The organism is Mesorhizobium sp. M7A.F.Ca.CA.004.12.1.1 (genome assembly GCF_003997835.1).
Taxonomy (GTDB): Bacteria; Pseudomonadota; Alphaproteobacteria; order Rhizobiales; family Rhizobiaceae; genus Mesorhizobium.
Map to the genome: position 1 here is coordinate 1 of NZ_RZRK01000208.1, position 8,611 is coordinate 8,611.

General features: G+C 61.2%; 14 protein-coding genes. 4 read left to right on the forward strand and 10 right to left on the reverse strand.

Translation table 11 applies throughout. The features are described 5' to 3' along the window. The coding region (locus tag EN984_RS13375; protein ID WP_164765466.1) for a MarR family transcriptional regulator at positions 1-419 on the reverse strand (419 nt) is incomplete at its 3' end. 246 nt (positions 420-665) lie between these two features. On the opposite strand from EN984_RS13375, the gene EN984_RS13380 reads away from it, so the two are divergent. The 3 genes from EN984_RS13380 (at position 666) to EN984_RS13390 (ending at position 2,798) form a co-directional block, all read left to right on the forward strand. Further along, positions 666-1,559 carry a branched-chain amino acid aminotransferase gene (locus EN984_RS13380; protein WP_127268418.1) on the forward strand — a complete coding sequence of 298 codons (894 nt, stop codon included), beginning with the start codon at positions 666-668 and terminating at the stop codon, positions 1,557-1,559. A gap of 145 nt (positions 1,560-1,704) precedes the next feature. Further along, a complete protein-coding gene (locus EN984_RS13385; RefSeq protein WP_023809804.1) occupies positions 1,705-2,022 on the forward strand; it encodes a hypothetical protein in 318 nt (105 codons plus the stop codon). A 137-nt stretch (positions 2,023-2,159) separates the two neighbouring features. Beyond that, a complete protein-coding gene (locus EN984_RS13390; protein ID WP_127268419.1) occupies positions 2,160-2,798 on the forward strand; it encodes an MBL fold metallo-hydrolase in 639 nt (212 codons plus the stop codon). 226 nt (positions 2,799-3,024) lie between these two features. On the opposite strand, the gene EN984_RS13395 is transcribed toward EN984_RS13390, so the two are convergent. The 3 genes from EN984_RS13395 to EN984_RS13405 form a co-directional block, all read right to left on the reverse strand. Continuing rightward, positions 3,025-3,456, reverse strand: coding sequence for a BA14K family protein (locus tag EN984_RS13395; RefSeq protein ID WP_127268420.1), 432 nt, complete (start codon positions 3,454-3,456; stop codon positions 3,025-3,027). Between the two features lie 176 nt (positions 3,457-3,632). Further along, the gene (locus tag EN984_RS13400; RefSeq protein ID WP_013530020.1) at positions 3,633-3,845 is read right to left on the reverse strand and encodes a cold-shock protein; all 213 of its coding nucleotides are present in this window, start codon (positions 3,843-3,845) and stop codon (positions 3,633-3,635) included. Positions 3,846-4,164: 319 nt separating this feature from the next. Beyond that, positions 4,165-4,377: a cold-shock protein gene (locus tag EN984_RS13405; RefSeq protein ID WP_006202520.1), complete on the reverse strand. Its 213-nt coding sequence runs from the start codon at positions 4,375-4,377 to the stop codon at positions 4,165-4,167. Positions 4,378-4,868: 491 nt separating this feature from the next. On the opposite strand from EN984_RS13405, the gene EN984_RS13410 reads away from it, so the two are divergent. Then, positions 4,869-5,279, forward strand: a complete 411-nt coding sequence (locus EN984_RS13410) for a Kazal-type serine protease inhibitor domain-containing protein (RefSeq protein WP_127270527.1) — start codon at positions 4,869-4,871, stop codon at positions 5,277-5,279. 31 nt (positions 5,280-5,310) lie between these two features. Here EN984_RS13410 and EN984_RS13415 read toward each other — a convergent pair whose 3' ends face one another. The 6 genes from EN984_RS13415 to EN984_RS13435 form a co-directional block, all read right to left on the reverse strand. Beyond that, positions 5,311-6,864: an EAL domain-containing protein gene (locus EN984_RS13415; RefSeq protein ID WP_127270524.1), complete on the reverse strand. Its 1,554-nt coding sequence runs from the start codon at positions 6,862-6,864 to the stop codon at positions 5,311-5,313. A gap of 149 nt (positions 6,865-7,013) precedes the next feature. Beyond that, a complete protein-coding gene (locus EN984_RS13420; protein ID WP_127270522.1) occupies positions 7,014-7,232 on the reverse strand; it encodes a hypothetical protein in 219 nt (72 codons plus the stop codon). Positions 7,233-7,331: 99 nt separating this feature from the next. Next, the gene (locus EN984_RS37665; RefSeq protein ID WP_164482279.1) at positions 7,332-7,469 is read right to left on the reverse strand and encodes a hypothetical protein; all 138 of its coding nucleotides are present in this window, start codon (positions 7,467-7,469) and stop codon (positions 7,332-7,334) included. A 39-nt stretch (positions 7,470-7,508) separates the two neighbouring features. Next, complete coding sequence (locus EN984_RS13425) at positions 7,509-7,790, reverse strand: hypothetical protein (protein WP_127270520.1); 282 nt, start codon at positions 7,788-7,790, stop codon at positions 7,509-7,511. Then, the gene (locus EN984_RS13430; protein WP_127383780.1) at positions 7,787-8,056 is read right to left on the reverse strand and encodes a hypothetical protein; all 270 of its coding nucleotides are present in this window, start codon (positions 8,054-8,056) and stop codon (positions 7,787-7,789) included. The genes EN984_RS13425 and EN984_RS13430 overlap by 4 nt, the downstream gene beginning before the upstream one ends. 144 nt (positions 8,057-8,200) lie before the next feature. Beyond that, entirely contained in the window at positions 8,201-8,401 is a 201-nt protein-coding gene (locus tag EN984_RS13435; RefSeq protein WP_127270517.1) for a cold-shock protein, read from the reverse strand. Positions 8,402-8,611 lie beyond the last annotated feature (210 nt).

Below are 8,611 nucleotides of genomic sequence, written 5' to 3' on the forward strand. Positions count from 1 at the left end.
ACTCCGGAATCCCCCAATGCAGCATGGATGCGGCGCGACTGTGGCCGCGCCAGCGCCAGCGCCAGCGCACGGCCCTTGGCGGTCGGATAAAGTTCGCGCTGTCGGCGGTCGCGCGGACCTTGCAACTGCACGACATGGTCGGTGTCGATCAACTGCTTGAGCACACGGGCCAGGCTCTGTTTGGTGATCTTCAGCACGTCGAGCAGTTCGGCGACCGTCAGGCCCGGCCTGCGGTTGACGAAATGCAGCACCCGGTGGTGGGCCCGGCCAAAGCCGTAGTCGGCCAGGATCTGGTCCGGATCGGAGGTGAAGTCACGATAGGCAAAGAAGAGCAGCTCGATAATGGCGAAGTCGATGCCGTCCTCGACCGACATCGCGGTCCTGATCGGTTTTCCGGCGGCTGGGCTTCGATCCGTCATTATTTCTCCGTGGGAAAGAGAGATTATGTCAGTACTATTGACGTAATTTCCCTGCAATGGTAATTTTTGACAAGCTTTTGGGCGGATTGCGAACGAAAAGGCAAGGGAAGCCGGTTTTTCCGGAATTTCCTGAGTTTGCCAGAGCGCAATTATCCGCTTACGCTCCACCATAAAAGCCGCTTTGGGCGGCCGACACGAAACACACAACGATACAAGTATCCGGGCTGCCGCCCGTGGGAGGTTACCATGGCATCCGTTCCCTTCGATCAACTCGATGGCTCCATCTGGATGAACGGCGAATTCGTCCAATGGGGTGACGCCAAGATCCATGTGCTGACGCACGGGCTGCATTACGCCAGCGCCGTTTTCGAGGGAGAACGCGCCTATGGCGGCGAGATCTTCAAGCTCAACGAACACACCGAGCGCCTGCATGAATCGGCACGCCTGCTCGGTTTCAATATCCCCTATACGGTGGCCGAGCTCAACGACGCCTCATCCACGCTTCTCAAGAAGCAGGGTTTCCAGGACGCCTATGTCCGGCCGATTGCCTGGCGCGGCAGTGAGCAGATGGGCGTCTCGGCGCAGAACAACCGCATCAACTGTGCCATCGCCATCTGGCAATGGCCGAGCTATTTCGATCCTGCGCAGAAGCTGAAAGGCATCCGTCTCGATGTGGCGGAATGGCGCCGGCCCGACCCGCGCACCGCGCCTTCCAGGTCGAAGGCAGCCGGCCTCTACATGATCTGCACCATGTCCAAGCACGCCGCCGAGGCCAAGGGCTATGCCGACGCCATGATGCTCGACTGGCGTGGCCAGGTCGCCGAAGCGACCGGAGCCAACATCTTCTTCGTCAAGGAGGGCAAGATCCACACACCCAAGCCTGACTGCTTCCTCGACGGCATCACCCGCCGCACGGTCATTGGGCTGGCCAAGGATCGCGGCCTGGAGGTGATTGAACGCGCCATCCTGCCGGAAGAGCTGGAAAGCTTCGAGCAGTGCTTCCTGACCGGGACGGCGGCGGAAGTGACGCCGGTTTCCGAGATCGGGCCTTACCGATTCGAGGTCGGCGAAATAGCCAAGAATCTTATGAATGACTATTCTGCGGCCGTTCAGCCCAAGCACGCGATCGCCGCAGAATAACGAAAGTCACAGCTTTTTTAGGAAGTAGGGGCGGTTTTCGGGCCGCCCCTTTTATTTCAGCGTTTCTGCATTTGACTTTCGTCCAATTCGGCGTCTCATGATGGTGTCGGCCCGGGAGGCTGACAGCTATGGAGGGACTAATCATATGGACATGAACACGCTTCTTCCGATCATCATACAGGTGATTACTGGCGTCATCGGTGGTCAGGCGGTCGGTGCGGCGCTCAAGACGGCGGCGATGGGTCAGCTTCCCAAAATCCTGGGCGGAGCCATTGGCGGCGTCGGCGGTGCGGCGATCCTCGGCAGCCTGCTGGGTGGCGGTGCGGTCGATCCGGCGGCTGCGGCAGCAGCAACGAGCGGTCTCGGCAGCGCGCTGAACCTGCAGAACATCGTCGGCGGCGCCGGCGGCGGCGCGATCCTGACCGCCATTCTCGGCGCGGTCATGGGCGCCATGAAGAAGTAGGCGGGCCGTTAAGGTCTTTTCAAATGGGCGGCTTCGGCCGCCCATTTCCGTTTTCGGAGCTACCGATGTTCGTCTTGCGAGGGTGGACGCCCTTTGTCCGCGCCTCTACATCACCCGTGAACATCGAAAGGACGATCATGGGTCAGCTCAATGCCGGCATCGTGCCGGTCACACCGTTCCAGCAGAATTGCACCATCCTGTTCGACATGGATGACAAGCATGGCGTCGTCGTCGATCCTGGCGGCGATATCGACAAGGTGCTGGCGGTGCTGAAGGACAATGCGATCTCAGCCGGGGCGATCTGGATAACGCATGGCCACATCGACCATGCCGGCGGCGCAATGGAGTTGAAGGAGGCGCTCGGCGTCGAGATCATCGGTCCGCATGAGGCCGACAAGTCGCTGCTCGACAATCTGGAAAACCAAGGCAAGCGCTACGGCATCGCCGGAGCGCGCAACTGCGTGCCCGACCGGTTCCTGTCCGAAGGCGAGACCGTGTCGTTCGGCGGCCATGTGTTCGAGGTGCTGCACTGCCCCGGCCATGCACCAGGTCACGTCGTATATTACAACCGCGCGGCCAAGTTCGCCCATGTCGGCGACGTGCTGTTCCGCGGCTCGGTCGGCCGCACCGACCTGCCGGGTGGCGACCATGCGGCACTGATCGCTTCGATCAAGGACAAGCTCCTGCCGCTCGGCGACGACATCGGCTTCATCTGCGGCCACGGTCCCGGCGGACGTTTTGGCGAGGAGAGGCGGACCAATCCTTTTCTCGTTTAGAGCAATTCACCATTTCACGGAAACGGCGGGGCCGCTCTAACCCTTTGTTCTGACTCAATTCCCAAGGGAAAACGCTTCGCGCTTTTCCCGGGAAACCGTTTCACACTTTTCCTGGAATTGCTGTAGGGCGTGCCGATATTCGCCTGCCCCAATCCTGTGATGCTCCAAACAGAAAAGCGCTGGCCTTGCGGTCAGCGCTTTTCTGTTGGGGCAGGGAGGCCCTGGTTTAGTTCGCCGTGCAGAAATGCTGTTCGCCGTCATTACCGGTGAACGTGCCGGTGCGGGAATTGAAGGTGCGGTAGCGGTCCGAGCAGTATTCGTACCAATCACGCGTCCACGGCTCGGCATAACGATCAGCGTAGACCACCCGCGGCTCCGCATAGTAGCGGCGGACCGGGGCCGGGCGCACCACCACGTCACGATCGTAGTAACCGTCATCGTAGTAGCGGTCAGCGTCGGGCGGCGGGCGGTCATTGGCCAATGCGCCGCCGATCAGCGCACCGGCCGCGAGGCCGAGCACGCCGGCGGCAATGGCATCGCCGTTGCCATGATGGCCATGATGGCGGCGCCAATCACGTGCGTTGGCGGCGGGCAAGGCCGAAAGCGTGGTGGCGACCACGGCAGCGGCCAGGACGGCGGTCTTGAAAATTCGGTTCATCTCGGTCTCCTTCGTGCCGGCCCGTGTAGTTTCGGGGATGCGGTCCGGCTTTACCAAAGACTAATATGCAACCGTGGCTGAACGGGGGCTGAACGGATTTCGACGAATTTATTCACAACAGGCGTCAAAGGTCACACGCCTCCAGGGAGCGAAAACCATCGCCGGTCCAAGCCGGCTCAGCCGACCGACAGATTGACGGCCTTGGGTCCCTTGCCGCGCTTGTCCGGCTCGGTGTCGAACGACACTTTCTGGCCATCCTCCAGGCCGGGAAGGCCGGACGCCTGCACGGCTGAAATATGGACGAAAACATCCTTCGCGCCATCATCGGGCGTGATGAAGCCGAAGCCCTTGGCATGGTTGAAGAATTTGACGGTGCCGGTCTGCGGCATGGGAAGCTCCTTTGTCCCATAAACTCCAGTCTCGGGCCGGCAAATGCCCGAGTGGAAATTTGTCCTTTATTTTAGCGTCATCGGCAAGAGAAAGTTTTGCGGGCGTCTAAAGCACGTTGCGGCACGCTTTGGGTCTTTGTTTTATGCAAGTCGTAGCCCAGAACCTGGCGGCTTGGGCGACATCACCGGCCCGCGCCTTCGATAAGGAAAAGGCGCGACGAAGATCGCCGCGCCTTTCAAAATTCAGATCCCTCTCCAGGCCAGGTGCAGGCATGGAGCCTCCGTCGCACGTCCGAGTGACATGCGGCGCGCCGATGGCTCAGGCTGCGCGGAGGTTGACGGCCTTGGGGCCCTTGCCCATGCGGTCCGGCTCGACGTCGAAGGTGACCTTCTGGCCGTCAACGAGCGTGCGCAAGCCGGAGGCTTCGATCGCGGAGATATGGACGAACACATCCTTGGCGCCACCATCGGGCGTGATGAAACCGAAGCCTTTGGTCGCGTTGAAGAATTTAACGGTGCCGGTCTGGGCCATTGGGGAAACTCCTTCACCCGTTCAGTCTTTGGTGGTCCCGCCCGCCGCCTGGCGCAAAGGGCAGTTCCCGGTGGTTGCTTCGGCAGTCATGCATTGGCGCATGGTCAAACCCCCCGCCGAAAACGGGGCCGTCAGAGATTCACAGTATCGGGGAAAGGTCGTCCAAAACGTTCCGCTCTCCGGGTCGCAAATGCCCGAACACGGAATTTATCGCACGGAAACGTGATGGTTGCAAGATACCGCCGCGGGCCGCCGTACTGGCGCATCCCGACGCATCAATCGACTGACCTGAGCATCGATGGGCTCGGCATAGGCTTGCTTGCCGGCCGGGTCATCGGCCAGAGCCGGGCCACGAATGGGCCAGACATCGCGGCGCGCTGACCTCCCTTTCGGTCCAGGCGCCGTTGTCGGTTGCCGAGCTCAAACGGGGGTTGCATTTGGCAAGGGAATGGCGAGGATCGGTAACCGGGGACCGATCGTGGGAGATCATCATGAAATTTCTGGCGGCAATCTTTTCGCGGCAGGGTTTTGTCATCCTGTTGCTGTCGGCAGTTCTTGCCGCCTGCACTGTTGTCGTCGATGAGGGACCAGGGCCACGCCCGCGTCCGCCACGGCCCGAGCCGCAATATTGCAGCAAGCAGTACGAGCCGGTCTGTGCCCGGCGCGGCGGCGACCGCCAGACCTTCGCCAATGCCTGTCTTGCCGACCGGGCTGGCTACCGCATCGTGCGCGACGGTCCGTGCCGCGATAGCGGCGGTGGCGGTGGCGGTGGCGAGCAGACGTTCTGCACCCGCGAATATGCTCCGGTCTGCGGCCGCCGGCATGGCGAGATGCGTACCTTCCCCAATTCCTGCGAAGCCCGCGCCGCGGACTATCGCGTCGTTGGCGACGGGCCGTGCTGAGAACGCTGCGCCTTGTTGAGGACGACAGGCGTCAAGCCGTCGGCTCCACCTGGCGACAGTAGGCGATGAACTCGGACGCAGGCATGGGTCTGGCGAAAAGCCAGCCCTGGCCGTAGTCGACGTCGCGCTCGGCGAGATAGTCGGCCTGCGCCTGCGTTTCCACGCCCTCGGCAACGATCTTCAGCTTCAGTGTCTTGGCCATGTCGATGATATGCGGGGTGACGGAACTGGTGGCGGAATTCGTGCTGATCGTATCGATGAACGATTTGTCGATCTTGAGCGCATCGAGCGGCAGCCCCTCGAGATAGGACAGGCTGGAATAGCCGGTGCCGAAGTCGTCGATTGCCACTGCGTGCCCCAGTTCGCGGGCACGAATGAGCGTCGAACGCGCCGAGTTGATATCGACGAAACCTCGCTCCGTGGCCTCGAGCCAGATTTGCTGGGGCCGGATTCCGGTGTGCTGCAACGCCTTTTCGATAATAGGCAGGACCCGCGCGGTGCCGACATCGGTTGCGCTGAGATTGATGGCGATGTGAAGCGAGCGATCGGCGACCAGGAGCTTGTTCAGGTCGAACACAACCATCGCAATGACCTGATCGGTGATCGCCGTGATCAGGCCGCTCTCTTCCGCCAGCGGAATGAAAAGATCGGGCCGGACCAGGGAGCCATTCGGCCGCTTCCAGCGCACCAGCGCTTCCGCGCCGATGCAATTGCCGGTCCTGAGCTCGACGATCGGCTGATAGTGGACGATGAATTCGTGCTTGCGCACGGCGATCTGCAATTCTCCCAAGGGCGAAAGCCGCCTTCGTGACAGCCACACAACCACGCCGATGATGAAGGCAGCCATGAAGGCGCCGAGCGGAAGCAGCATGAATTGCTGCTTGCGAACGCTGCCCAGGATCTGGCTTGTCGGTTCGGTGGCGACAGCAATCCAGTCCGTCCCGCGCGCCGTGGCAAACAGGAGATCGTCATCGATGCCTTCGCCGGGACCGGCGATGATCTTCTCGATACGAGCAGGATTCGGGCCGTTCAACGCGCCAAGCAGGATGCCCGTTTGCGTCGTCAAGGCGAGCTGGACACTGGGATCGACGATGACGTCGACAAAGCGTACCGGATCGACAAGGACGTTGTGATCCCTGTATCGCAGCGCCATCAGAAAATGGTCCTCGCTCATCACCGGCTGCATGCGGGCGGTGACGGCAATGCCGTCCCTGGTGGTGAAGTCAGGGGTGGATTGCGCAACGCGCCCTTCGGTCGGTCCCCAGGAAGAGCATTTGAGCAGGCCGTTTTCGAAATAGCCCATTTCTTCGATCGGGCGCGTGTTGATGGTGAGTTGCCGCATACGGGCTATATGGTCCGCCGAACAGCGGATGCCGGTGAACTGGTCGATCTGCCGCAAGGCGGCGGTGGCATCGTTGAGCGAGATGTCGGCCCTGGCGATGGCGCGGCTGGCGAACAGCTGCAGCCGCTCATGTTCCTTTTGGACGGCCTGAATCCAAGCGAGATGAAACATAGCTGCGATTGGCAAGATGGCGCCCAGCATGGCCAACACCACCGCCGTCACGATGATGCGCGACCTGTCCATGCGCCTCCTGCCTTCGGGTATGAGCGGCGATCGTGGGTGGTCGCCCGCAACGTCTCGGCCACCAATCGCGGCAGCGGCCCGGTTCAGGCGGATATTAGGGCCTCGATCTTACGTGAACTTTAATGGAGTCGTGGGGCAGCACCGCTGCTCTAAACCGGATAGGCGCCGTCGGCCGGGCCGGCATAGAGCTCGCTGCCACTGTCGTCGCAGATGCGCAGGCGATCGGGGATTTGCGGCATCGCCAGCGTGTGGAACAGCGCGGTGGCGTCCTGCAGCGCGGCGCGCAGGTTCGGCGCCTCCAGCGACACCTTGTCGAGAGTGGCTTCGTCGGCGTCGCGCAACCGGTAGAACTCGATGACGAAATTCAAGCGCGCCTCCGTGGCAGAGCATTGCGCAGGCCTGTCCAGTCAATTCGCCACCTCACAGAGGACGACGGAAAGGGCGCACGAGGCGCGCCCTCCAGTTTGTCAGCCTTTCGACTTCGGCTTCAAGCTGCTCTCCGCCTGCTTGACCGACGAACCGAACGGGGAGGCGGGCTTTGCCACGACCTTGTCCTTCTTCGGCTTGCGTGTCTCGCGGTTGCTACGCTGTTGACCTTTGGACATGTCGTGCTCCTGCTTCAGTGTTGGCTTGGCGGTGGGGTCTCAGACGAGCGGGTTGCTGGCAACAACGGGGTTGTCGGCAACAACCGGATCTGCCGGTTCGAGATTGTCTTCGGTGGTGACCCGCTCATAGGTCTCCTGCTCGCTGCGGATGCGGTATTGCGGCGAACCATCCTTGACCGGCAGCCTGCTCTTGATCTGGAACAGTTCGGCGGTCTTCTGAACGAGGCCGGTGCGGCTCTTCATGCGCACGGTCTGACCGATCGAAAACTGGTGCGCGGGTGTGTCGGTGCGCGGGCGCGCATTCTGCTGGAAACGGATCATGCTGCATTCTCCCTGTCGCGCTTCAGCGCTGTTTCGAGTTCGAGGTAATCGATGGCGACAAGCTGGCTGGTGGGCGGGTTTTTCGCTGCCCTTGCCGGCAGATGGATGAAAGTGGCGACGCGGCGCCAGGCAAGCCGCGACATGCCCTCGATCAGCTCTTCGGCGTGGTCGATGTCGTAGTCGCCGGCCGGCAGCTGCCCTTCCAGTCCGCCGAGCACGAAAGGTGCGGTGAAGTGCGCGATGGAGTGGGTGGTGCGGTCCGGCATTGTCTTACCTATGCAAAGCAGCGGTCCTGAAAACAAAAAAGCGGGGACGAGCCCCGCTTTCCTATTTCCGGCAGTCGCTGGAAATAAGCCTCTTTCGAGAGCTGCCAGTACATCCGTGGTCAGCGTTCATCGAATTCGGCCGGATCAGATCATTTGCAAATTGGCGGCCGACTCGCGGCCCTTGGTGTCACGCTCCAACTCGAACTGCAGCTTCTGGCCTTCGGCGAGGCCGGGGAAGCCGGCGCGCTCCAGTGCGCTGACATGGACAAAGACGTCCTTGCCGCCATCGGTCGGCTGAATGAAGCCGGTCCGGCCATTGTAGAACTTCACGGTTCCGGTGTTCATGTCGGTCTTTCGAAGAATGAGAATGGCCGCGCGGAGCGAACATGCCGCGCGCCCGGTATCGATGATTTGGAATGAGATTGGCGGGTCGAGAACCTCTGACGCCGCGAGATGCCAATTCTGGCCCAAAGCGATCCTGTACAGATAGGCCCTTTTTGTAATTTAATCAAAGCGTTTTAAAAAAAAAATGTGCTTTATTTAAAAAAATTCGCG